This window comes from Streptomyces sp. NPDC012888, assembly GCF_042900645.1.
Lineage (GTDB): Bacteria > Actinomycetota > Actinomycetes > Streptomycetales > Streptomycetaceae > Streptomyces.
The window spans coordinates 93,894-116,131 of the sequence record NZ_JBIBBM010000009.1; the positions used below are offsets into that span (position 1 = coordinate 93,894).

General features: G+C 73.8%; 21 protein-coding genes. 15 read left to right on the forward strand and 6 right to left on the reverse strand.

Translation table 11 applies throughout. The features are described from left to right. Positions 1–202: 202 nt before the first annotated feature. Together ACFY61_RS17755 and ACFY61_RS17760 are read left to right on the forward strand one after the other, a co-directional pair. Positions 203–913: a lipopolysaccharide biosynthesis protein gene (locus ACFY61_RS17755; protein WP_389473239.1), complete on the forward strand. Its 711-nt coding sequence runs from the start codon at positions 203–205 to the stop codon at positions 911–913. Continuing rightward, complete coding sequence (locus ACFY61_RS17760; RefSeq protein ID WP_389472939.1) at positions 910–2,058, forward strand: GNAT family N-acetyltransferase; 1,149 nt, start codon at positions 910–912, stop codon at positions 2,056–2,058. The genes ACFY61_RS17755 and ACFY61_RS17760 overlap by 4 nt, the downstream gene beginning before the upstream one ends. 17 nt (positions 2,059–2,075) lie before the next feature. On the opposite strand, the gene ACFY61_RS17765 is transcribed toward ACFY61_RS17760, so the two are convergent. Then, positions 2,076–3,569 (reverse strand): glycoside hydrolase family 26 protein, encoded by a 1,494-nt coding sequence (locus ACFY61_RS17765; protein WP_389472942.1) that lies wholly within the window; start codon positions 3,567–3,569, stop codon positions 2,076–2,078. A gap of 149 nt (positions 3,570–3,718) precedes the next feature. Here ACFY61_RS17765 and ACFY61_RS17770 point away from each other — a divergent pair, with 149 nt between their 5' ends. The 4 genes from ACFY61_RS17770 (at position 3,719) to ACFY61_RS17785 (ending at position 9,376) form a co-directional block, all read left to right on the forward strand. After that, positions 3,719–5,221: an ATP-grasp domain-containing protein gene (locus tag ACFY61_RS17770; RefSeq protein WP_389472944.1), complete on the forward strand. Its 1,503-nt coding sequence runs from the start codon at positions 3,719–3,721 to the stop codon at positions 5,219–5,221. Between the two features lie 118 nt (positions 5,222–5,339). After that, complete coding sequence (locus ACFY61_RS17775) at positions 5,340–6,608, forward strand: NAD(P)-binding domain-containing protein (protein WP_389472947.1); 1,269 nt, start codon at positions 5,340–5,342, stop codon at positions 6,606–6,608. Positions 6,609–6,972: 364 nt separating this feature from the next. Next, complete coding sequence (locus ACFY61_RS17780) at positions 6,973–9,141, forward strand: SpoIIE family protein phosphatase (protein WP_389472949.1); 2,169 nt, start codon at positions 6,973–6,975, stop codon at positions 9,139–9,141. Positions 9,142–9,211: 70 nt separating this feature from the next. Continuing rightward, positions 9,212–9,376, forward strand: a complete 165-nt coding sequence (locus tag ACFY61_RS17785; RefSeq protein WP_389472951.1) for a hypothetical protein — start codon at positions 9,212–9,214, stop codon at positions 9,374–9,376. A gap of 42 nt (positions 9,377–9,418) precedes the next feature. Here the strand turns inward: ACFY61_RS17785 and ACFY61_RS17790 are convergent, their stop codons facing one another. After that, positions 9,419–9,859, reverse strand: a complete 441-nt coding sequence (locus tag ACFY61_RS17790; RefSeq protein WP_389472953.1) for a DUF6299 family protein — start codon at positions 9,857–9,859, stop codon at positions 9,419–9,421. 155 nt (positions 9,860–10,014) lie between these two features. Between ACFY61_RS17790 and ACFY61_RS17795 the strand changes: the two genes are divergently transcribed. Both ACFY61_RS17795 and ACFY61_RS17800 read left to right on the forward strand, forming a co-directional pair. Then, positions 10,015–10,617, forward strand: coding sequence for a hypothetical protein (locus ACFY61_RS17795; protein WP_389472954.1), 603 nt, complete (start codon positions 10,015–10,017; stop codon positions 10,615–10,617). Between the two features lie 57 nt (positions 10,618–10,674). After that, positions 10,675–11,169 carry a DUF5949 family protein gene (locus tag ACFY61_RS17800; protein ID WP_389472957.1) on the forward strand — a complete coding sequence of 165 codons (495 nt, stop codon included), beginning with the start codon at positions 10,675–10,677 and terminating at the stop codon, positions 11,167–11,169. A gap of 66 nt (positions 11,170–11,235) precedes the next feature. Here the strand turns inward: ACFY61_RS17800 and ACFY61_RS17805 are convergent, their stop codons facing one another. Then, positions 11,236–12,498: a cytochrome P450 gene (locus ACFY61_RS17805; protein ID WP_389472959.1), complete on the reverse strand. Its 1,263-nt coding sequence runs from the start codon at positions 12,496–12,498 to the stop codon at positions 11,236–11,238. Continuing rightward, positions 12,495–13,679 (reverse strand): low temperature requirement protein A, encoded by a 1,185-nt coding sequence (locus ACFY61_RS17810; protein WP_389472961.1) that lies wholly within the window; start codon positions 13,677–13,679, stop codon positions 12,495–12,497. Before ACFY61_RS17810 ends, ACFY61_RS17805 begins: the two co-directional genes overlap by 4 nt. 219 nt (positions 13,680–13,898) lie before the next feature. Here ACFY61_RS17810 and ACFY61_RS17815 point away from each other — a divergent pair, with 219 nt between their 5' ends. The 7 genes from ACFY61_RS17815 to ACFY61_RS17845 all read left to right on the forward strand — a co-directional run bounded on the left by ACFY61_RS17815 (position 13,899) and on the right by ACFY61_RS17845 (position 20,868). Next, a complete protein-coding gene (locus tag ACFY61_RS17815) occupies positions 13,899–15,308 on the forward strand; it encodes an MFS transporter (protein WP_389472963.1) in 1,410 nt (469 codons plus the stop codon). 197 nt (positions 15,309–15,505) lie between these two features. Continuing rightward, positions 15,506–16,603, forward strand: coding sequence for an MFS transporter (locus tag ACFY61_RS17820; protein ID WP_389472966.1), 1,098 nt, complete (start codon positions 15,506–15,508; stop codon positions 16,601–16,603). Further along, the gene (locus tag ACFY61_RS17825) at positions 16,600–18,903 is read left to right on the forward strand and encodes a molybdopterin oxidoreductase family protein (RefSeq protein ID WP_389472969.1); all 2,304 of its coding nucleotides are present in this window, start codon (positions 16,600–16,602) and stop codon (positions 18,901–18,903) included. The genes ACFY61_RS17820 and ACFY61_RS17825 overlap by 4 nt, the downstream gene beginning before the upstream one ends. Positions 18,904–18,911: 8 nt before the next feature. After that, a complete protein-coding gene (locus tag ACFY61_RS17830; RefSeq protein ID WP_389472970.1) occupies positions 18,912–19,511 on the forward strand; it encodes a 4Fe-4S dicluster domain-containing protein in 600 nt (199 codons plus the stop codon). After that, positions 19,508–20,164: a ubiquinol-cytochrome c reductase iron-sulfur subunit gene (locus tag ACFY61_RS17835; protein ID WP_389472972.1), complete on the forward strand. Its 657-nt coding sequence runs from the start codon at positions 19,508–19,510 to the stop codon at positions 20,162–20,164. The genes ACFY61_RS17830 and ACFY61_RS17835 overlap by 4 nt, the downstream gene beginning before the upstream one ends. After that, positions 20,161–20,532: a DUF6755 family protein gene (locus ACFY61_RS17840; RefSeq protein ID WP_389472975.1), complete on the forward strand. Its 372-nt coding sequence runs from the start codon at positions 20,161–20,163 to the stop codon at positions 20,530–20,532. The genes ACFY61_RS17835 and ACFY61_RS17840 overlap by 4 nt, the downstream gene beginning before the upstream one ends. A 132-nt stretch (positions 20,533–20,664) precedes the next feature. After that, positions 20,665–20,868: a hypothetical protein gene (locus ACFY61_RS17845; protein ID WP_389472977.1), complete on the forward strand. Its 204-nt coding sequence runs from the start codon at positions 20,665–20,667 to the stop codon at positions 20,866–20,868. A gap of 10 nt (positions 20,869–20,878) precedes the next feature. Here ACFY61_RS17845 and mscL read toward each other — a convergent pair whose 3' ends face one another. Continuing rightward, positions 20,879–21,382, reverse strand: a complete 504-nt coding sequence (mscL, locus tag ACFY61_RS17850; protein WP_389472979.1) for a large conductance mechanosensitive channel protein MscL — start codon at positions 21,380–21,382, stop codon at positions 20,879–20,881. Positions 21,383–21,505: 123 nt separating this feature from the next. After that, positions 21,506–21,898, reverse strand: coding sequence for a hypothetical protein (locus tag ACFY61_RS17855; protein ID WP_389472982.1), 393 nt, complete (start codon positions 21,896–21,898; stop codon positions 21,506–21,508). Positions 21,899–22,238: the final 340 nt, after the last annotated feature.

The following is a 22,238-nucleotide window of genomic DNA, read 5'->3' on the forward strand; positions in this document are numbered from 1 at the left end:
GGAAGAGAGCACGCAGATGGCCGACACCTCCGACCAGAAGAAGGCCCAGAAGCAGACCGCCGAGTCCGAGCCCGGGCCAGAGGCGCGGGCCGAGGGCCGGGCCGCCTCCCGGACGGACGGGGCGGACCGGCGGACGGAGTCCCGGGCCGCGCGGCGGACCCGCCGCGGCAAGGAGCAGCGGTCCGAGGCCCCCGCCCGCAGACTGCGCGGCCGGCTGCTCCCGCCGCCCGCCTGGTGGCCGCTGCCCGCCTGCGCCCTGCTGGGTCTCGCGGCGGGCGGCGCGTACGGGGTGCTCAAGGCGCCCGAGTACGCCGCCACCAGCTACGTCGTCGCCGTCCCCGACGACACCACCGAGCCGGCCACCGCCCTCGGCTTCGCCCAGGCGTACGCCCGTATCGCCACCAGCAGCGCCACGCTCGCCTACGCGCAGCCGCGGGCGGGCCTCGACGCGCGGACGCTGCGCACCCAGGTGCGGGCCGAGACCTCCCCCGAATCGCCGATGATCGCGATCACCGGCACCTCGAAGAGTCCAGCGCAGGCCGCCGACATCGCGAACGCGGTCGCCGACGCGCTGTCCCTGAGCAGCAACCAGGCCGCCAAGAACACCGGCGTCCAGCTGCTCCTGTTCAACCAGGCCGTGGCCCCCACCGACCCGGCCTCACCGTCGGCCCCGATCAGCGGTGCCGTCGGCATGTGCGCGGGCGGCCTCGTCGGCGGACTGTGGCTGCTGACCCGGCCGGCCGGCCGGCGGCGCGCCGGCGACGCCGGGGACCCGGTGGGAGCGGCGCCGTCCCGCCTCGACCGGGAGCCGGCCGGGGAGGCGCCGGAGGTGTACGTCACCTCGCTGCCCGCCCAGGGTGAGGGCGCGGACTCCGTGGCCGGCGCCGTGAAGGAGAAGGAGCCGGCCCGATGAGCGAGGGCCCCGCGGCGGTGGGCGCCCTGACGGTGAGCCTGTGCCGGGACCCGAGGAAGTTCGCGGCCCTGGAGCAGCCCTGGAACCGGCTCGTCGCCAAGTGCCCCACCGCCACGCCCTTCCAGAGCCACGCCTGGCTGCACTCCTGGTGGCTGTCGTACGGCCGGGAGGGGCGACTGCGCCTGGTGCTGGTCCGGCGCGGCGGCGAACTGGTCGGCGCGGCCCCGCTGATGCTCGTGCACCGGCCGCTGCCGCTGCTGGTGCCGCTGGGCGGCGGGATCACCGACTACTTCGACGTGCTGGTGGACGGGGACCGTTCGGAGGAGGTGCTGGCCGCGCTGGCCAGGGGCCTGCACCGGGCCGCCCGGGGCGCGGTGGTGGACCTGCGGGAGGTGCGTCCGGGCGCGGCCGCCGAACAGCTGTACGCGCAGTGGACCGGGGCGCGCGGCCGGCTGGCCGACTCCGCGTGCATGGAGCTGCCGGTGCTGCCGTTCGACGAGCTGGTGAAGCGGATGCCGACGGCCGGTGCCCAGCGGGTCCGGGCCAAGCTGCGGAAGGTGGACGCGGCCGGGATCGAGGAGCACGAGGTCACCGAGCACGAGGTGCCGCGGGCCGTACGGTCCCTGCTGCGGCTGCACGAGAAGCAGTGGCGGGGACGCGGGGTGACCCCGGAGCACCTCAAGCCCCGGTTCGCCGAGCACCTGACGCGGGCCACCCGGCGGATGGTGCGCAGCGGGCACGGCCGGCTGACGGAGTTCCGGCTGGACGGCAGGGTGGTCGCGGCCAACGTGACCCTGCTGTCGGCGGGCCTGAGCGGCGGGTACCTGTACGGGGCCGATCCCGAGCTGCGGACCCGGAAGGTGGACGTGTCCTCGCTGCTGCTGCGGTACGAGGCGCAGCGGGCGCTGGCCGAAGGCCGCCAGGTGGTGAGCTTCCTGCGCGGCACCGAGCCGTACAAGAACCACTGGCGGCCGGAGGTGGTGGTCAACCAGCGGCTGCTGCTGGCCACGGCGCCGCTCGCGCCCCTGCTGCGGCTGCACGAGTCGCAGGTGTCGGGGCGCGAGCGGGCGGTGGGCGCGCTGCGGGAGGCGCTGCCGGCCGCCCGGGACTGGCGGGCCCGGCTGAACGAGCTGCGGGTCCGGTGACCGGTCCGGGGGCCCGGCTAGAAGGGCCACTCCCACGGGAGGGTGACGCAGACCGTCTGGTTGCCGAGGAGCTTGTTGAGCCACTCGCCGAAGTTGAGCGGGACGCACCACTCCCTGCTGTTCAGGGGCGGGCGCTGCGGCTCGGGCCGGGGCGGGACCGGCTCGGTGGGCGTCGGCGTGGCCTTCGGCGTCGGCGTCGGCGTGGGTGTGGGGGTGGCGGCCGGGACCTCCGGCTCCGGTACGACCGGGCTGGGCGCGGGTGTGCGGGTGGGGGTGGCGGTGGGCTCGGGCTCGGGCTCCAGCGGGTCGGGGCCCGGGTCCGGGGCGGCCGGGCTCGGGCTCGGGCTCGGGGCCTGCGGGCTCGGCTCGACCGGGCCGTCCGGGAACGGTTCGGCGGGGGAGGGCAGGACCGGGGACGGGAGCACCGGGGTGGGGACCACGGGGGTCGGGACCTGGGGCGTCGGTACCTGCGGGGTGACCTGCGGGCTCGGGATCTGCGGCGTCGGGATCTGCGGCGTGGGGACCACCGGGTCCGGGATCTTCCACATCAGGTCGCGGAAGACGGCCGTGGAGCGCGGGTTCGACTTGCACTGCCACACGCCGTGCGGGCAGTAGTCGGTGATGGTGTGGTACAGCGGCTTGTGCTGGTCGATCCACTTCAGCATGCGCCGCACGTACTCGGGGTTGTCCCCGCGCCGGAACAGCCCCCACTCGGGGTAGGAGGTCCGCTTGCCGTGTGCCTTCGCGAAGTCGACGTGGTGCTGGAGGCCGTAGGGCTGCCGGACCATGTCGTCGAAGTCGTGGCCGGGCCCCTGGTCGTAGGAGTCCATGCCGATGATGTCGACGTGGTCGTCGCCGGGATAGCACTCGGTCCAGCCGATCGCGTCGGTGCCCCGGTTCGGGGCGAAGTCGAAGCGGAACCGCTGCCCCGGCACGGAGCGCATCTCGTCGACGACGCGCCGCCAGTACTTCTTCCAGTTCCGCGGGTCGGGAGCGCACCGGTGGGTGTACGTGGTGCCGTTCATCTCCCAGCCGAGCACGATCACCGTGTCCGGGACGCCGAGGGACACCAGCCGCTCGGCGAGCTCCCGGAAGTGTCGGTCGAACCGGCCCTCGGCGCCCGCCCGGATCAGCCGGGCGACCTCGTGGTCCGGCACGCGTTCCTCGTTGCGCTCCTGCATGGGCACGTTGAGGACGAACATCCGGTCCGGGTCGGCCCGGCGCCAGGCGGCCCAGTCCTCCAGGAAATTCGGGGAGCCGGCGATGTTCGACCACCGGTCGCCGGGCAGGTACGTGTGCCCGACCCGGATCTCCCTGCCGCCCAGCCAGCGGGACAGCCGGGGGATGCGGGCCACGCCGTTCGGGCCGTAGTCCAGATAGGCGCCGACCGCCACGTCCGCTTCCGACGGTTCGTCGTCCTCGGGTGCCGAAAGCGCCGCACCGGTGGCCAGCAGCCCGGCCGTGACGGTGCCGACGCAGGCGCTCACCAGCCGGCGGCGTGGTCTGGACATGGCAACTCCCGGGCTTCCTGAGTTCGGTCTGCTTACCAAGACGTTAGGCATCAGATACGACTGACGGCCTGTCCGATGACCTGCTCCTAGGCCATTCGCAGCTGCGCACACCCCCCGCTTGGTCCGACTAGGTGAAAGACACCGTTCCCATGCACGCGTTCACCACACATGCGCCCGCGGTCCTGCTCAGGCTCGACCCGAACCCCTTCCACCACGGGACCCTCGGCGCCGTGCGCTCGCTCGGCCGCCGCGGTGTCGAGGTCCACGCGGTCGTGGCGGCCGGGGGCGGGCCGGTGAGCCGTTCCCGTCACCTCCGGGCGGTCCATGCCGGACCGTCAGGTCCCGACGGGCTGCTGGACCGCCTGACCGCGGTGTCGGAACGCATCGGGCGGCCCGCGGTACTGGTGGCCATGGACGACCTGAGCGCGATCACCGTCGCCCGCCTCGCCCCCCGGCTGGCCGACCGGTACCGGGTGCCCCACCAGCCCGACGGCCTGCCGGAGCGGGTCGCCGACAAGGCCGAGCTCGCCGGGCTCTGCGCCCGCTGGGACATCCCGCACCCGGAGACCGCCGTCCCCGGGAGCGGCGCCGAGGCGGCGGACGCGGCCTGGCGGCTGGGCCTGCCGGTGGTGGCCAAGTGGAGCCGGCCCTGGCTGCTCCCGCCGGGCGGAGGGCTGCGCAGCACCACGCTGGTGCACACCGCCGCCGAGGCCCGGGCCCTGTACGAGCGGTCGGCGGAGGCGGGCAGCCGGCTGCTGCTCCAGCGGTTCCTTCCCGCCGGGCCGGACACCGACCGGTTCTTCCACGGCTGCTTCACCGCCGGCGGCCGGCCGCTGCTCGCCGGATCGGGGCGCAAGGAGATGTCCTGGCCGGTGCGGACCGGGCTGACCGCGGTCGGCCGGTGGCTGCCCGACCCGGAGGTGGAGGAGGCGGCCCTGCGGCTGGCCGAACGCCTGGGCTACCAGGGGATCCTGGACCTGGACTTCCGCCGGGACGAGGAGGGCCGGTTCCGGCTGGTGGACTTCAACCCCCGGCCCGGCGCCCAGTTCCGGCTGTTCGCGGACGAGGCCGGGCTGGACGTCGTCCAGGCGCTGTACCTGGACCTGACCGGGCAGCCGGTGCCGCGCACCGGCGGCCCCGCGCCGCGCCGGGTGTTCGTCGCCGAGAACTACGCGCTGCTGGCGGCCCTGCGCGGTTCCCGTCCGCCGCGGCCCGCGCCCGGCGCACCCCTGCCGGTCCCGCAGGCCCGCCCCGGGGTCCCGGGGCCGAGCCGGCCCGCGGAGTCCGCGGCGGAGCCGGGGGCCGCCGCACGGCCGCGCCCTGTGGGTGTGAGTGCGGCTGCTGGTGCCGGGTACGGGCGCGGGCGGGCCGTGCGGAAGGGCGGGGCGGGGCCGCGCGGCCGGACCCGGGTGGAGCTGGCGTGGTTCGCGGCCGACGACCCGGTGCCCTTCCTGGCGATGATCGCCGCGTTCCTGCTGCGCGGCGTACGGAAGGGGGCGCACGCCGTCCGGAACGCGCTCGGGGGTGTCCCCGCACGCGGACGGCGCACGGCCCGCGCGATGGTCCGCACGCCCCGGCAGCGCGGCCGTGAACTCCCCGCCCCGGCAGGCCCGTCGGCGCCCTCCGAGCCCGACGAGCTGGTCGCCCGCTGACCGCACCGGCCGTACCGCCTCCCCGGTCGGCAGGCCCGGCACATCACCCGCACGAGGGATCCCGGGCCGTTGCGGAGTGAACGCCCCACCCGTACGGAAGGGGAAGAACGTGAAGCGCATGGACGATCTCGTGGTGGTCGGCGCGGGCCCGTACGGGCTGTCGATCGCCGCCCACGCCGCCGCGGCCGGACTGGACGTCCGGGTGCTGGGCCGGCCCATGGCCTCCTGGCGCGACCACATGCCGGAGGGGATGTACCTCAAATCCGAACCCTGGTCCTCCAACCTGTCCGCGCCGGGCGGGCGGCTGACCCTCGCCGAGTACTGCGAGGACCACGGGATCAGGGCGGAGCACGGCAGCCCGCTGCCGATCGGCACCTTCACCGGGTACGGCCTGTGGTTCGCCCGGCGGGCCGTCCCGGCGGTGGAGGAGCGGACCGTCACCCGCGTCACCCCGCACGGCGCGGGCTTCCGGATCGCCACCGCGGACGGCCCCGACCTGTTCGCCCGGACCGTCGCGCTGGCCACCGGGGTGATGCCCTTCGTCAACCTGCCCGGGACCCTCGCCGGGCTGCCGCCCGGCCACTGCTCGCACAGCAGCGACCACCGTGACCTCTGCCGTTTCGCCGGCCAGGACGTCGCCGTCGTGGGCGCCGGCCAGGCCGCCCTGGAGACCGCCGCGCTCCTGGCCGAGCTGGGCGCCCGGCCCACCCTGGTGGCCCGGCGCCACCGGATCAGCTGGAACACCGTGCCCCAGCCCCTCGACCGGCCCCCGCTGCGGGCCCTGCGGGAACCGCACAGCGGGCTCGGCACGGGCTGGCGCAGCTGGGTCTGGTCGGAGCTCCCCTGGGCGGTGCGCCGGCTGCCGGCGCGGACCCGGGAGCGGATCGCGGCCGGCGCGCTGGGCCCGGCCGGGGCCTGGTGGCTGCGCGAGCGGTTCGAACGGCAGGTCCCCGCGCTGCTCGGGCACACCGTGCACCGGGCGGTGCCGGCGGGCGCCCGGACCAGGCTGGGCCTGACCAGCGCCGCCGGGGAGACCGTCGTACTGGACGTCGCGCACGTCGTCGCCGCCACCGGCTTCACCCCCGACCTGGGACGACTGGAACTGCTGGACGCCGGGCTCCGGGAGGTGCTGCGCAGGACCGGGACGGGCCGGACGCCCGAGCTGAGCGGCTGCTTCGAGTCCTCCTACCCGGGCCTGTTCTTCGCGGGGCTGCTCACGGCTCCCTCGTTCGGCCCTTCCATGCGATTCGTGCACGGCGCGGGCTTCACTGCGGGGAAACTGGTAGGAGGAGTCCGCCGGCGCCTCGGCGCGCGGGTCCCGCCGCCCGGTGCCCCCGGACGGCGGTCGGTGGACGACCAGGACGGCCTGTCCACGGTGAAGCGGTGAGAGGGGTCCGAGATGAGCCGGGAGCGAGCGCAGGGACGCGGCTGGGTGCGCATCCCCGCGAGCCGCGCGGAGCAGCCCGCGGGTCCTGGGTACGGCCGCGGTCCGGCCCCGGCGGCGGGTCCGGCCCCGGGGCACGGCGAGAGCCCGGGCGGCGCCCGGCAACCGGGCCCGGGCCCGGGCCCGGCCCCCGCGCCACCCGCGGACCGCGGTACCGGGCCGGTGATCTACCTGTCCCTGGTCAACCGCTGGCGGGAGGCCGGGCTCACCCTTCCCGGGCATCCTGACGAGGAGTGGGAGCGGCTGATCTCCCGGCCCTGCTGGCCCGGCCCCTGACCGGCCCGGCCCTCGCGGAGGTGGTGTGTCCATGGCAGCGGCAGCGGCAGCGGACGACGGCGCCCGCCCCCGCCCTCCGGCGGGGCCGGACCCGGGGCCGGACGCCGGACAGGACACCGGACCGGACTACGGACCGGACGCCGGACCGGACTACGGGCCGGACGCGGTCACGGGCCCCGGGGAGCGGCTCGCGCTCAACGGGATGGGCAGCTTCGAATGGGACCTGCAGGCCGGCACCCTCGACCTGGACGCCTCCGGGATGGTGGTCTTCGACCTCGGCCCGGGCGAGTTCGACGGCACCCCGGAGGGGCTGGGGCTGCGGATCCCGCCCGAGGACGGGGTCCGGCTGGAGGAGGTCGTACAGGCCGCGCTCGAGGCCGGTGAGCAGTCGTACGGCTCGTACTTCACGGTGCGCCGGCGGGACGGCCGGGACCAGTGGACCCACACCCAGGGCCGGATCCTGCGGGACGGGAGCGGGCGGGCGCGCCGGGTGGTCGGCGTGGTCCGGGACGCCACCGCCGAGCTGGCCCACTCGGAGCTGCTGCGCAAGCTGGAGGCGGCCCGGGCCAAGCAGACGACGATCGTGCAGCGGACCACGGAGGCGCTGTCCCGGGCGGTGACCGTGGACGACGTCACCGCGGTGCTCACCGGGGCCGGGGCGCTGGAGCGGCTGGGCGCGGACGGGCTGGCGCTGGGGCTGGTGGAGAACGGCGCCATCAAGATCATCGCGCTCAGCGGGGAGTCGCTGGAGATCCTCAACGAGCGCCGGTTCACCCGGCTGGACGGCGACCTTCCGCTGTCCCACGCCGTGACGGGGCGCAAGGCCCGCTTCGTCACCTCGATGGACGAACTGGCCGCCGAGTACCCGCACATCGAGCGGTACCTGCGGGCGATCGCCTTCGACGCGGCGGCCTACCTGCCGCTGATCGCGCAGGCCAGGGCGATCGGCGGGCTGGTGCTGTTCTACCGGCGGCGCACCGAGTTCACCCCCGAGGAACGCAACCTCACCCTGGGCCTGGCCGGCATCGTCGCCCAGTCGCTCCAGCGGGCCCTGCTGTTCGACCAGGAGCGGGAGTTCGCCACCCAGCTCCAGTCCTCGATGCTGCCGCGCCGCATCCCCGAGATCACCGGCGGGGAGATCGCGGTCCGCTACCACTCGGCGTGGAGCGGGCGGGAGGTCGGCGGCGACTGGTACGACGTCATCGCGCTGCCCAGGGACCGGGTCGGGCTGGTCGTGGGCGACGTCCAGGGCCACGACACCCACGCGGCGGCGATCATGGGCCAGCTGCGGATCGCGCTGCGCGCCTACGCCGGGGAGGGCCACCCGCCGTCCACGGTCCTGGCCCGGGCCTCGCGGTTCCTGGCGGAGCTCGACACGGAACGTTTCGCCACCTGTACGTACGCCCAGGTCGACCTGGAGACCGGCGGGGTCCGGGCGGTCCGCGCCGGGCACCTCGGCCCGCTGATCCGCCACACCGACGGCCGCACCGGCTGGCCCAACCTGCGCGGCGGCCTCCCGCTCGGTCTCGCCTCCGTCTTCGAGCAGGAGGAGTTCCCGGAGACCCGGCTGGACCTGGTGCCGGGCGAGACGCTCGTCCTGTGCACGGACGGCCTGGTGGAGGAGCCGGGCACCACCATCACGGCCGGCATGGACGCGCTGGCGCAAGCGGTCCGCAGCGGCCCGCAGGAGCCCGAGGCGCTCGCCGACCACCTCTCCGACCGGCTGTGGGAGCGCTGGGGCTCCGGCGACGACGTGGCCCTGCTGGTGCTGCGGCGCGCCCCCGACCCGGGCACCCACCGGGCCCCACGGATCCACCAGTACGTGCACCAGGCCGACCCGGAGGGCCTGTCGGAGGCCCGGTTCGCGCTGCGCCAGGCCCTGCGCGACTGGGGCATGCCGGCGCTGGCCGACGACGTCGAGGTGGCCGCCGGCGAACTCCTGGTCAACGCCCTGCTGCACACCGAGGGCGGGGCCGTGCTGACCATGGAGGTGCTGCCGGAGCCGGTCCGCAAGGTCCGCCTGTGGGTCAAGGACCGGTCCAGCGTGTGGCCGCGCCGCCGCAGCCCGGGCGAGGCGGCGACCACCGGACGCGGACTGCTGCTGGTGGACGCGCTGGCCTCGCACTGGGGCGTGGAGTCGCGCGGCGACGGCAAGGCGGTCTGGTGCGAGTTCGAGGCCCCGGCCCAGGGCGCGCCGTGACCGGACGGACGCGTGGAGTTGTGGGCCGCGGCCGGCGGGGCGACCATCGCGCCATGGAAGAGAATCAGCCGTGCGCGGGGTGACCCGCGCGGCCCTGCTGGCCCTGGCCGTGCTGCTGCTGGCCGCCGCCGTGCCGACGGCGGTCGGCTGGGCGACGGCACCGACCCGTGCGGCCGGGCCGTGCCGGCCGGTCGCCTTCATGTCCATGGTGGGCGTCGAGCGCGACTGCCGGTAGCGGCGGCTACCGGCCCCGGCCCCGGAGCCGGTGACGGGCGGCCTAGCCGCGCGGCACCAGCTCGATGTCCCGGTGCTGCTCGGCGAGGTGCGACACGTGGACGCTGAACGGCGAGGAGCCCACGCTCGCGTGCTGCAGCCGGACCTCCGCGCCGGCGCCGCCCGGGTGGACGTCCGGGGTCATCCGGAGCGTCCCGGTGGCCGACCACTTGTGCTGCTCGCCGTCGCAGACGGCCTCCTCGCCGCCGAAGGCGAGCCGGGTGCCGTCCTGGACGACGGTGGCCTGGATTTGCACTCCACGGGGTGACGCCGGGTCGCAGCGGTAGGTCCCGTAAAGGGTGACGGAATTCTCGGAGATGTGCCCGTAGGGCAGTACGGAAATCTCATCGCCGAACGCTCCGGCGCCGGCCGGCGTGGTGAATGCCGACATCGCGGCCAGCGTGGACAGCGCGGCGACGGCGACTCGGCGGGGGGAAATTCGCATGATTCCTCCGGAAGTGACGGGGCGGTCGAAATCCGCCGGAACGAATTGTGCTGGCCCGGCCCGCGCGACTCACCCGGCGCGCTCGTGTCGTTGTGTGCAATTGCCCGCTCGGCCGCGTGAGACTGACCGAAATACGTCCCCCGAAGGGATTCGCCATGCGCCAGTCCGCCCCCGCCTGCCTCGCCCTCCTCCCCCTGCTGCTCCTCGGCACCGCCGCCTGCACCGAAGGGTCCGGCGGGACGACCCTCGCCCCCGCCGCAGCCCCCGCCGTACCGGTGGACGACGGTGTGCCGGGCGGTGACGCCGAGGAGGAGTCCCGGCCCGCGTCCGGCCGCTCCGGCGCCGCGGCCGCGCACGTCGGGGACCCCGTCCGGATCAGCGGCCGCAAGGTGGGCCGCCACCTCCAGGCCGTGCTCGACGCCTACGTGGACCCGGCGGTCAGCCTGGACAAGGAGTTCGGCCCGCCCGCCGGCAAGCGCTGGGTCGGCGCCGGGATGACCTTCGTCAACGTCGGCGGCGACACGTACGGCTCCCTGGGACGCATGTGGGCGCTCGACAGCGCGGGCCGGCGCTACCCGTCGGTCCCGGCCGGCGAACTCACCACCGGCAAACCGATCGTCTTCGATTCCCTGGAGGTCGGCGACCGGCTGGAAGGCTGGGTCGTGTTCGAAGTCCCGGAAAACGCGGCAATCGTGCGCCTCCAGTACCAGGACGCGAACACCCGGTCGAATGCCGGAGAAGGATTCTGGGAGGTGTAGCCCGCCCGGGTGAAGGGCCGTGAAAGGGGTGCGGCCGGGACCACTAGGGTTCGGCGCATGACTTCAACTCACGCCGAAATCGACCGGTCCCAGCTCGGCACCCTTTCCGTGCTGGCGTGGATCGGCGACCCCAGTGACGGTCACGACATCCCGTATCTCATGGCCTACATCCTCGGCGACGGCCCCCAGGGCCCGGAGAAGGCCGGGGAGGCCGCCAAGGGCCTGCTGGAGGAGATCGGACTGCCGATCGGCGACGTCGTCCTCGACGGGACCCGCAACCCCTCCTCCTTCCCCGTCCAGGTACTGGTCGAGGGCGAGCAGGTCGCCCTCACCCTGCCCGGCCTGAACGCCAAGTGCACCGCCCCGCCCGAGTGGGTGGCCGCCGCCTCCGAGAGCGAGCAGGTCTACTTCCTGTTCGCCACCCGCCCCTGGCCCGAGGCCGTGCCCGGCCGGCCGGTCACCGACACCACCCTGCGGGCCTACGTCGGCGACGAGTCCGTGCTCACCAGCAGCGCCCACTGCGTGCTGCGGGTCATGCGGCTGCAGAAGTAGCCGCGCGAGCGGCCCCCCCGGGCCGCCGGCCGCCGGGCTCCCAGCCCGCCCGGTGGCCGGCACCGCTCAGTGGTCGAAGGCGAACTTCAGGGACCGCACCCGGTTGTCGAAGTTCGAGCCCGCCAGATCCGGCAGCCCCACCGCGCGCAGCCCGCGCGGGCGGGCCAGCAGCTCCCGGAACAGCGCCTTCATCTCCACCCGGGCCAGGTGCGCGCCCAGGCAGAAGTGCGGCCCGCCCCCGCCGAACCCCAGATGGGGGTTGGGGGAGCGGGTGATGTCGAAGGCGTCCGGGTCGGCGAAGACGGCCTCGTCCCGGTTGGCCGACGCGTAGTACAGCACCACCTTCTCGCCCGGCACGAAGGTCCGTCCGCCCAGGTCGTGTTCGGTCCGGACCGTGCGGCGGAACTGGATGATCGGGGTGGAGTGCCGGATCATCTCCTCCACCGCGCCGTCGGCGTACCGCTCGAAGTCCGACACCAGCAGCTCCCGCTGCTCCGGGTGGTCCGTCAGCAGCGCCAGCCCGTGCGTGATCGCGTTCCGGGTGGTCTCCACCCCCGCCACCATCAGCAGCGAGAAGAACGCGCCCAGTTGACGGGCGCCCAGCGCCTGACCGTCCACGTTCGCGGTCACCAGCGCCGAGATCAGGTCGTCGCCCGGGTCCCGGCGCCGCTCCCGGCCGATCCCCGCGACCATCCGCTGCATCCGGGCCAGCGCGCGCAGACCGCGGCCCGGGATCCGCATCCGGGCGGCCAGGCCGCGCTCGACCCCGATGTTCTCGGAGGCGTGGTTGACCCGGTCGGCGATCTCCGGCCGGTACCGCTCCGGGATCCCCATCATGTTGCAGATGACCTCCAGGGGCAGCCGGGAGGCGACGGCGGTGACGAACTCGTCGGGCCGGTCCGCCAGCACGTCGTCGACGATCCGCGCCGCCACGGCGTGGACGTCGTCCTCGGCGGCGGCCAGCAGGCGCGGGGTGAACGCCCGTTGCACGATCCGGCGCAGCTGGGCGTGGTCCGCACCGTCCAGGTTGACCATCGAGTCCCCGAACAGCGCCCGCACCCAGCGGGCCGGCTCGGGCGTGGTCACCCCCGGGGCGCTGGCGAACACCTTCGGGTTCCGGCTCGCCTCCTGTACGTCGGCGTGCCGCACCAGCGCCCAGTGCCCGCGCCCGCGGCCCTCGGCGAAGTAGCGCGGCCCGTCGAGCGCCCGCAGCCGGGCGAACGCCTCCAGCCGCCGCTCGGGGGGAAGCTGCCAGAACGCCGGATCGGCCAGGTCCACCCCCGCCGGGTCGCCGCCCGTGTCGCTGTACCGCTGTGCCGGGACCGTCATGGCCGCACACCTTCCTGCTCGCTCACCTGACGACCAGAACGCTCCCGGTGCACCAAGGTCACGCCCGCCGCCACGGCGGCCGCCGCCACCAGCCCGGCCCACAGCACCGCCAGGGGGCCCGTCCAGGCGCAGGCCAGGAGCAGCACGGCCGTCACCGGCAGCACCAGCTGCTGGGCCGGGCCCCGCTTGAAGTGCCGGGAGTGCAGCAGCCACACGAAGGCCATGAACAGCGCCCCGGGCACGCACACGGCCAGGTTCGCGGCGACGGTGGAGACGTGGGCCTTGCCCACCGCGTGTTCGACCGCCACCTCGATCCCGGCGCCGATCGCCGCCGCCGACGCGAAGATCACGTAGTGGCCGTAGCCCCAGGGGATGGCCTCCCGGTTGCTGCGCAGCCGGTCGTGCGCGGGCACCGCGAAGTAGATCCACCAGGCCGCGAAGACCAGCAGCAGTCCGCCCGCGGCGATCGGCAGCAGCTCGTCCAGCGCCTCGTCCTCGTCGAGTGCCGACTGGACGGCGACGGTGGCCGCCGCGATGGTCTCGCCGAGGACGATGATGGTGAACAGCCCGTACCGCTCGGCGATGTGGTGCGGGTGCCAGGGCGTCCGGTGGCCCCGCTCGGCGACCACCGGGACCAGCAGCTCCGCCACCACCAACACCAGGAACAGCCAGCGGCGGCTGCTCTCCGGCGCCGCCAGCAGCGCCACCCACCCGGCCTGGCAGACCACCAGCCCCGCGGCGTACGTGAGCGCGCACCTCCGGGCCGGGCCCCGCTCGCCGGCCGCGGCGCGCAGCCACTGGGCGGTCAGGGCCAGGCGCATCACCACGTAGCCGAGGACGGCCACGGTCCAGTCGTCGCCGTCGAAGGCGCGCGGGATGCCCGCCGAGTAGATCAGCACGCCGACGATCTGCACCAGGGTCGCCAGCCGGTACGGCACGTCGTCGATGTCGTAGGCCGAGGCGAACCAGGTGAAGTTCATCCAGGCCCACCACACGCCGAAGAAGACGAACAGGTACCCGGTGATCCCGTCGACGGTGTGGCCCTCGGCGAGGGCGTGGACCAGCTGCCGCCCGGCCTGGGCGACGGCCACGACGAAGCAGAGGTCGAAGAACAGCTCCAGCGGTGTCGCCGCCCGGTGGCCCTCCTCGGGGTTCCGGGCGGTCATCGGTACGTAGGCCATCCGCCCAGCACAGCAGCCGTACGGGGGCGATCCGGCGAGGCGCGCGGCCCGCGGCACCCGCATGGCCCGACGGCGCCGGACCGGTCCCGGGCGTGACCGACGCACCGCCCGGGGCGGGACCTTGTCCCGTGCCGCGGGCGACGTTCTGCCCTGCCGCGGGCCGGAGCGCGCGGCGGAACCTGGACGGGCAAGACATCTCCCAACGTCTCAGGATGCGCCATGGGTTCCGCAACGCAGGAAGCAGCGGTACGGCAGGCAGCCGACCCGGACCAGTACCGGCCCGGCCGCACCATCACCGACTGGGCGCCGGAGGACCCGTCCTTCTGGCGGTCGACGGGCCGGAGGGTCGCCACCCGGAACCTGTGGATCGCGGTGCCCGCGCTGCTGGTCGCCTTCGTGGTCTGGCAGGTCTGGAGCATCACCGCCACCAGCCTCGCGGACGTCGGCTTCGGGTTCAGCCGGTCGCAGCTGTTCTGGCTGACGGCCGTACCCGGGATCACCGGCGGCACCGCCCGGATCCTCTACACCTTCCTCGGCCCGATGGTCGGCCAGCGCCGGTTCACCGCGATCTCGACGGTCGTGCTGGTCGTGCCGCTGCTGTGGCTGGGCTTCGCCGTGCAGGACCCGGGCACCCCGTACGGCGTGATGGTCGCGATCGCGGCGCTCTGCGGTGTCGGCGGCGCCAACTTCTCCTCCTCGCTGGCGAACATCGGCTTCTTCTACCCGAAGCGGGAGAAGGGCAACGCGACCGGCATCAACGGCGGCCTCGGCAACCTCGGCGTGTCCGTGGTGCAGCTGCTGACGCCCGTCCTGATCACCTCCTCGGTGCTGGCGGTCGGCGCGGGGCAGAAGAAGGCCGACGGCACGGAGATCCACCTGCAGAACGCGGCCTTCGTCTGGATCCCGGTGCTGGTCCTGCTCGCCGCGCTGGCGTGGTTCGGGCAGAACGACCTGAAGGTCGCCTCCACCCCGTTCGGCCAGCAGAAGATCATCTTCCGGCGGAAGCACAACTGGCTGATGACCTGGCTGTACGTCGGCACCTTCGGCTCGTTCATCGGCTTCGCCGCGGCCCTGCCGCTGCTGATCAAGACGACCTTCCCGGCGTACTCCGTCGCGACGTACGCGTGGATGGGCCCGGCGCTGGGCGCGCTGGCGCGCTGGGCGGGCGGGTGGATCGCCGACCGGCTGGGCGGGGCGCGGGTGACCATCCTGTCCTTCCTGGGCATGGCCGGATCGATCACCGGCGTGATCACCTTCCTTCCCTCGGCCGGCTCGGAGGGCTCCTTCACCGGCTTCTTCCTGTGCTTCCTCGCCGCCTTCCTGTTCTCGGGGATCGGCAACGGGTCCACGTTCCGCCAGATCCCGGTGATCTTCCGGGCGCAGCACCTGAAGGGGCTGGCGGAGGGCACGCCCGCGTACGCGGCGGCGCTGAGGCAGGCGGAGATCGAGTCCGGTGCGGTCACGGGCTTCACGGCGGGCATCGCCGCGTACGGCTTCTTCTTCGTCCCGGCGATGTTCGCGAACTTCGCGGTGACCAGCGCGATGTGGGGCTTCGTCGGGTTCTACGCCTCCTGCGTGGTGGTGGCCTGGTACTTCTACGCCCGCAAGGGCGCCGAAGCCCCCAGCTGACGCGGCCCCGGCCGCTGCCGCCGCCCTGGACATGCCGTTCACCCCGCGCGACACGCCGTCCCCCACGCCGGAGCAGACCGCCGCGCCCAGGAGGTCTTCGAGGCGCAGGGACTCCACGCGGTCTGGATCACCTGAACGGCGCAACAGAACAGTCCGCATAGCGGGCTGAATCGGTACGTACCACCTAGCGTGGTGCTGTGTCCGAGCCCACCGAAGCAGTCGCCGCTCCGCCTCCTCCCCCCGAGGCGCCCCCGCCCCCGCCCGGTGCCCGGCGCTCCGTCACCGCCCGCGCCACCCTGGCGGGGGCCGCCGTGTCCCTCCTGCTGATCGTCGCGATCGTGCTCGGCAGCCGGTTCCTCCGCGACTTCGACTCGGCCCTGCTGCCGTACGCGGTGGCCACCGTCTTCCTGGCCTTCGGCGTCGTCTACCGCTACACGGTCTGGGTCTCCGCACCCGCCGCCCGCCGCCTGTTCAGGAAGGGCTTCGGAAGCCTCTTCTCCGCCGAGAACTTCAGACGGGCCCCCACCGCCCTGCCCCGGATGATCGCCACCTACCTCGGCTTCCAGAAGTTCCTCGGCGCCCGCTCGCGCTCCCGCTGGATCGCCCACCAGCTGATCTTCTGGGGCTGCGTGCTCGCCGCCGCGATCACCTTCCCGCTGACCTGGGGCTGGTTCACCTTCACCGCCGGCACCGCCGCCGGGCCCGGCTACGAGATGCGCATCTGGGGCTTCAAGGTCCTCGGCTTCGACTCCCTGAACCTCGTCGGCTGGCTCATGTTCCACGGCCTGGACCTCGCCGCCGTCCTCGTCATCCCCGGCGCCTCGTACTTCCTGTGGCGGCGCATGAAGGACCGCGGCGCCATCACCGGCCAGCGCTTCGCCTACGACCTGCTGCCGCTGATCTGCCTCATCGTCATCTCGGTGACCGGCCTGTTGCTCACCTTCTCCTCGATCTTCCTCCACGGCGGCGGCTACGAGTTCCTGGCGGTCCTCCACATGGTCTCGGTCGTGTTCACGCTCATCTACATCCCGTTCGGGAAGTTCTTCCACATCGTCCAGCGCCCCGCCGCCGTCGGCATGCAGCTCTTCAAGTACACGGCCCGGCAGGACGAGCAGGTGTTCGCCTGCCGGCGCTGCGGCGAACCCGTGGACACCGCCCCGTACGTGGAGAACCTCCGCGCCACCATGCGGGACCTGGAGCTCGACTTCAACGCCTTCGCCGAGTACTGCCCCCGCTGCAAGCGGGTCCTGCGCGGCAACGCCTACCTCACTCACGTCAAGAAGGGGTTCAAGTGACCTCCCGCCAGCCCCTCCCGCTGGACCCGTCCATCGCCCCGCCCGGCACCCGCGACTTCCGCGACGCGGGCGGGATCCCGGCCGACCGCTGGCACGCCGACCAGGAGGGCGAGACCCTCGTCCCCACCCACTGCTGCTTCTGCGGAGTGCAGTGCGGGATGTACCTGCGGGTGGACCGGGCGGGCAAGGTCTTCGGCGTCGAGCCCCGCAACCACGACATCAACCGGATGCGGCTCTGCCCCAAGGGCATCAACGCCTACCAGCAGGTCAACCACCCCGACCGGCTCACCGCCCCGCTGATGCGCCGCTCCCGCGACGAGCAGTTCAGGGAGGTCTCCTGGGAGGAGGCCCTGGACCACACCGTCGCCGAGATCCGCCGCATCCAGACCGCCCACGGCAACGACGCCTTCGGCCTGCTCGGCGGAGCCAGCCTGTACTCCGAGAAGACCTACCTCGTCGGCAAGTTCGGCCGGGTCGCCCTCAGGACGCGGCACGTGGACTACAACGGCAGGCTCTGCATGGTCAGCGCCGCCGGCGCCAACAAGCTGGCCTTCGGCATCGACCGGGCCGCCAACCCCTTCTCCGACATCCTCCTCACCCAGTGCCTGCTGATCGCCGGGTCCAACGTCGGCGAGTGCTTCCCCGTGATGACCCAGTACCTGTGGGGAGCCCGCGACCGCGGCGCCGCACTGATCGTCGTCGACCCGCGGGAGACGGCGGTCGCCCGCACCGCCGACGTCCACGTGGCCCTCAAGCCCGGCACCGACTCCGCCTTCTTCAACGCCGTCCTGCACGTGGTCGTCGCCGAGAACCTCACCGACGAGGCCTACCTCGCCGCGCACACCACCGGCTGGGAGGACGTGATGAAGGCCGTCCAGGCTTACCCGCCCGCCCGGTCCGCCGAGATCTGCGGGATCCCCGAGGCGCAGATCGTCCAGGTCGCCCGGATGTTCGCCGGAGCCGACCGCGCGATGGCCTTCCACGCCCGCGGGGTCGAGCACCACTCCCAGGGAGTGGAGAACTGCCTCTCGATCATCAACCTGTGCGTGGCCACCGGGAACCTGGGCAAGCCCGGAGCCGGCTACGGCACCATCACCGGCCAGGGCAACGGCCAGGGCGGACGCGAGCACGGCCAGAAGGCCGACCTGCTGCCCGGCGGCCGCTCCATCACCAACCCCGAGCACCGCCGGCAGATCTGCCGGATCTGGGGCATCGAGGAGTCCGAGCTCCCGCCCGCCGGCACCTCCATGATGGAGATGGTCTGGCAGATGCAGCGCCAGGAGATCCGCGGACTCGTCGGAATCTGCAACAACCCCTTCGTCTCCCTCCCCAACTACAAGGCCGTCAAGGAGGGCTACGACGCCCTGGAGTTCCACGCACAGTTCGACTTCTTCCTCTCCGAGACCGCCGCCAACGCGCACGTGGTCTTCCCCGTCACCGTCTGGGCCGAGGACGAGGGCGTCATGGCCAACACCGAGGCCCGCGTGGTCAAGCACAACAAGGCCCAGGAGCCACCCGCCGGCGTCCGCACCGACACCTGGGTCATCTGCGAACTCGCCCGGCGGCTCGGGCAGGGGGACAAGTTCGACTTCCCCGGCTCCCGCGAGGTTTTCGAGGAACTCCGCGTCGCCTCCGCCGGAACGGTCAACGACTACTACGGCATCACCTACGAACGCCTGGAGGAGACCGGCGGCATCGCCTGGCCCTGCCCCTCCACCGAGCACCCGGGCACCCCCCGCCTCTTCGAGGACGGCCGGACCTACCACCCCGACGGCAAGATCCACCTGCAGGTCGTCGAGTGGCACGCCCCCATGGACCCCTACACCGAGGAATTCCCCCTCTCCCTCACCACCGGGCGCACCGTCGCCCACTTCCTCTCCGGCAACCAGACCCGCCGCCTCGGCGCCCTGGTCGAACAGACCCCCCGCCCCTGGGTGGAGGTCCACCCCTCCCACGGGTTCCGCGACGGCGACCCCGTCCGGGTCGTCACCCGGCGCGGCAGCGGGACCTTCCCCGCCCTGGTCACCGAGGCCATCCGCCCCGACACCGTCTTCGTGCCCTACCACTGGCCGATCCCCACCGCCGCCAACGGGCTCACCATCGACGCCCTGGACCCCCGGTCCAAGATCCCGGAGTACAAGGTGTGTGCCGCCCGGATCGAGGCCGGCGACCGGATCGACGAGGTCCCGGCCCCGCCCACCGCCCCCGGACGCGAGGCCTACCCCGAAACGCAGGTCTCGCGCACCGACCCGCTGCCGCCCACGTCCTCACAGGGACGCGGAACGGCGGAGAGGAGCTGATCGAAGCCATGATGGGCCGCACCATCTTCATCGACCCGGGGCGCTGCATCGGCTGCCAGGCCTGCGTGTCCGCCTGCCGCGAATGCGACTCCCACCGCGGCAAGTCGATGATCCACCTCGACTACACCGACCCCGGCCGGTCCGTCGCCTCCCTCCCCACCGTCTGCATGCACTGCGAGGACCCCGTCGCCCCCTGCGCCGAGGTCTGCCCCGCCGACGCGATCCTGGTCACCTCCGACGGAGTGGTCCAGCAGGCCGACACCACCCGCTGCATCGGCTGCGCCAACTGCGTCAACGCCTGCCCCTTCGGCGTACCGAAGATCGACCTCCAGGCGAAGCTCCAGATGAAGTGCAACCTCTGCTACGACCGCACCGCCTACGGCCTGGCCCCGATGTGCGCCACCGTCTGCCCCACCGGCGCCCTCTTCTACGGGACCCTCGAAGAGCTCCAGGCCGAACGCCCCGGCGTCCAGGTCGCCGACTCCTTCGCCTTCGGCGACGTCGTCGTCAGGACCGGGGTCGCCATGGTCGTGCCCGCCGACAAGGTCCAGTGGCCGGTGCCCGGCGGGCTTCCCGTCGTCGAGGTGAACGGGGTGGATGTCCGTTGAGCGTCACCGAACAGCCCCAGCCCGCCCAGGGCAGACCCGGCACCGGCCCGGACGAGGCCCGGCAGCAGCTCCGCGACCGGATCAGCGCCGACTCCCTCACCACCCGCCGCGACTACCTGCGGATCGTCGCCACCGTCTCCGGCGGCCTCGCCATCGGCGGAGTCGGCGTCGCCGCCGGCATCCTGCACCGGCACGGCGACAGCGAGGACCTCCCCGCCACCAGGAAGGTCGCCGACGAACTGCCCCCCGGACAGGCTGTGGCCTTCCGGTACCCCGGCGACGAGGACCGCGCCCTGGCCGTGCGGCTCGCCGACGGCACCCTCGTGGGCTACTCGGCCGTCTGCACCCACCTGGCCTGCGCGGTGCTCTGGCGCCAGGACCGCGGCTCGGACGGCGAGCTCTACTGCCCCTGCCACGAAGGCGTCTTCGACGCCCGCACCGGCGAGGTCACCGCGGGCCCGCCCCCGCGCCCCCTGCCCAGGATCTTCCTGACCGAGCAGGGCGACGGCAGCGTCTGGGCCGTCGCCACCGCCCGGTCCGGAGAGCCGGCCAAGGACGCCCTGTGCCGGCAGCTCGGCGACTCCCGCCCCGAGATGACCCAGCGCCTCGGCTGCCCGGGAACGGCACGCGCCACGGAGAACAGGCGGACATGATGAGCGAAGCACCGCTGCCGCCCCGGCCCGACTACCAGCCGGGCAGCGCCCGGCCACGGCTGAACCGGCCGGTCCGCGACCGCTACCCGCAGATCCGCCCCACCAGCGGCTACGGGGACCCGCGGATCCGGCACACCGGCCCCGGCCCAGGCGCCGGCACCGAACAGGAACCCGAGCGCTCCTCCAAGCTCAACGCGCGTCTGGTGCTCGCCCTCACCGTACTGGTCGGGCAGCTCTGGGCCCTGACCGTGACCGTCAACGAGTGGATGAAGGGCAACACCGGCACGGCCTGGTGGGGAGCGGGATTCCTGATCCTCTCCTTCCTGGTGGTGCTCGGACTGTGGCGCCTCGACCCCAAGGACCGGTGACCCGCGCTGGTGCCCGGGTTCGTGGTCCGGCGTGTCCGGCAGGTCCGGCAGGTCTGGTCGGTCACCGACGTCAAGCACCGCCGCCGTCCTGGGCCCGGCTGAGCCGGGCGGGCGCGGCCGTACCCTGGACGCATGAGCACCCCCGCCCCCGCCCCCGAGCCGGGCTCCGGCCCGTCCCGGCCCCAGGCCCGGCCCAAGCCTTCCCTCGTCTTCGACGACCCGCTGGACCAGCAGTCCTCGGACGACACCGACCGGGGCTGGGGCGAGCGGGCCCCCGCCGACAGCGCCGCCGATCTGGCGCGCTTCCTCGACGAGAAGCCCCCGCACCACCTCTGAGCGGTCCGGCTCAGACCGCCGGTCCGCCGCCCGTCCGCTGCCGGGCGGTGCCGTCGACACCGGCGCGCTGGGCGACCAGGTTGTCGCGGATCTCCTTCAGCACCTCCAGTTCGGTGACCTCCACGCTCTCGTGCAGACCCTCGCGGGCCTTGCGCCGCGCCTCCACCCGGGCCAGGTACTTCGCCATCGGCAGCACCATCAGGAAGTAGACGACCGCGGCGGTGATCAGGAAGGTGAGCGCCGCGTTGAGCACGCTGCCCCACAGGATGTTCACCCCGATCGCGTCGCCCGTCTTCGGGTCCACGCCGCAGGGGCCCTTGAGGCAGGAGGTGTAGCCGTCCAGGCTCTTCGTGCCGACCGCACCGATCAGCGGGCTGATGATCCCCTTCACCACGGAGTTCACGATGTTGGTGAACGCGGCACCGATGACCACGGCCACCGCCAGGTCCACCACGTTGCCACGCATCAGGAAGGCCTTGAAGCCCGCCAGGACGCTCTCCTTCTTCTCGCTCACCACTGAGCCTTTCTTCGATCGGACAGGACGCGGAGCCAACGGTTCCGAAAACTACGGCAGTCCGGGCGCGCCCTGTCCAATCGAGGCACGTCCTCGGGTGAATTGCCCGATCATGAGTGCGGATCAGCACAGGGTCACCGCCAGGCGTGCCACGGCGCCCGCACCCACGAGTTCCCGCGCCGTCTCCCGCGGCACCGACAGCAGTACGAGCGCACCGCCGTCCGCAGCCGTCCCCTCCGCCCCGTCCGCCGCCGGCACCTCCGCCACCCGGGCGCCGGCCGCCACCACCCGCGGCGGCCCGTCCCGGCCGGCCGCCACCACGTCCACCCGGTCCCCGGGCCGCAGCAGCCGCACCGTGGCCGCGTCCGCGATCCGCACCGGGGCCGTCACCGGCCGCACCACGGCCGGTTGCGGCGGAGCGCCGCGGGCCGGCGCCTCCGCCCGGGAGGCCTGGGCCTGGCTCCCGCCCGCCGCCAGCGCGGCCGCGGCCGCCCCGGCGAGGACGACCGCGCCCACCCGCCGCCGGCGCCTCAGCGCCCGCCGCAGCCGCCCGGCCCCCCGCCCCACCCGCAGCGGGGGGAACGGCGGAACCGCGCGCGGCGGGGGACACGTGGAGGCGCGGGAAGCACCGGAACCGGCATCGGGAGCAGGGGAACGAGAAGCGCCGGACATGCCGACCACCACCCAACGTCAGGAGGAGACCCACCCCGGGCGGTCGCCCGGACACCCCTCACGATGCGCCGGCCCCCCGCCGCCCCGCCCACCCCTGTGGACCGTCCCCAGCCTGTGGATACCGCGGCCACCCACACGGGCGACACACGGGCGACACACGGGCGACACACGTGCGACACACGGG

Excerpts from the sequence above, each read along its gene's own strand:
- ACFY61_RS17760 (WP_389472939.1), top strand. The coding sequence starts at position 910 with ATGAGCGAGGGCCCCGCGGCGGTGGGCGCCCTGACGGTGAGCCTGTGC.
- ACFY61_RS17765 (WP_389472942.1), bottom strand. The coding sequence starts at position 3,569 with ATGTCCAGACCACGCCGCCGGCTGGTGAGCGCCTGCGTCGGCACCGTC.
- ACFY61_RS17770 (WP_389472944.1), top strand. The coding sequence starts at position 3,719 with ATGCACGCGTTCACCACACATGCGCCCGCGGTCCTGCTCAGGCTCGAC.
- ACFY61_RS17775 (WP_389472947.1), top strand. The coding sequence starts at position 5,340 with ATGGACGATCTCGTGGTGGTCGGCGCGGGCCCGTACGGGCTGTCGATC.
- ACFY61_RS17780 (WP_389472949.1), top strand. The coding sequence starts at position 6,973 with ATGGCAGCGGCAGCGGCAGCGGACGACGGCGCCCGCCCCCGCCCTCCG.
- ACFY61_RS17790 (WP_389472953.1), bottom strand. The coding sequence starts at position 9,859 with ATGCGAATTTCCCCCCGCCGAGTCGCCGTCGCCGCGCTGTCCACGCTG.
- ACFY61_RS17795 (WP_389472954.1), top strand. The coding sequence starts at position 10,015 with ATGCGCCAGTCCGCCCCCGCCTGCCTCGCCCTCCTCCCCCTGCTGCTC.
- ACFY61_RS17800 (WP_389472957.1), top strand. The coding sequence starts at position 10,675 with ATGACTTCAACTCACGCCGAAATCGACCGGTCCCAGCTCGGCACCCTT.
- ACFY61_RS17805 (WP_389472959.1), bottom strand. The coding sequence starts at position 12,498 with ATGACGGTCCCGGCACAGCGGTACAGCGACACGGGCGGCGACCCGGCG.
- ACFY61_RS17810 (WP_389472961.1), bottom strand. The coding sequence starts at position 13,679 with ATGGCCTACGTACCGATGACCGCCCGGAACCCCGAGGAGGGCCACCGG.
- ACFY61_RS17815 (WP_389472963.1), top strand. The coding sequence starts at position 13,899 with ATGGGTTCCGCAACGCAGGAAGCAGCGGTACGGCAGGCAGCCGACCCG.
- ACFY61_RS17830 (WP_389472970.1), top strand. The coding sequence starts at position 18,912 with ATGATGGGCCGCACCATCTTCATCGACCCGGGGCGCTGCATCGGCTGC.
- ACFY61_RS17840 (WP_389472975.1), top strand. The coding sequence starts at position 20,161 with ATGATGAGCGAAGCACCGCTGCCGCCCCGGCCCGACTACCAGCCGGGC.
- ACFY61_RS17845 (WP_389472977.1), top strand. The coding sequence starts at position 20,665 with ATGAGCACCCCCGCCCCCGCCCCCGAGCCGGGCTCCGGCCCGTCCCGG.